Source organism: Prescottella defluvii (assembly GCF_000738775.1).
Classification (GTDB): domain Bacteria; phylum Actinomycetota; class Actinomycetes; order Mycobacteriales; family Mycobacteriaceae; genus Prescottella; species Prescottella defluvii.
On sequence record NZ_JPOC01000219.1, the window covers coordinates 1 to 311 of the forward strand.

General features: G+C 72.3%; 1 pseudogene. It reads right to left on the bottom strand.

Annotated elements, in window-relative coordinates:
• Nucleotides 1-311: pseudogene (locus IJ15_RS26580) on the bottom strand (hypothetical protein); the annotation flags it as partial.

Sequence of the window (311 nt, forward strand, 5' to 3'; positions counted from 1 at the left end):
GGGGCAGGGGAGATCGTCACGTCGGTGGTGCTGGAGTGCTTGGTGACGTCGACGGTGACCGGGGTGGAGGCGGGGCCGGTGCCGATGCTGTTGGTGGCGGCGGCGGTGGCGGTGAGGGTGCCGGCGGTGGTGGTGGTGATGTCGCAGGCGAAGGCGCCGGTGTTGTCGGCGGTGGTGGTGCAGGATTCGTCGCCTGCGGTGACCGTGACCGAGGAGTCGGCTTCGGCGTTGCCGGAGATGGTGACGGTGTCGCCGATGGTGACGGTGTTCGGGGTGGCGGTCAGGCCGGTCGGGGCCGCGGGTGCGGGCGG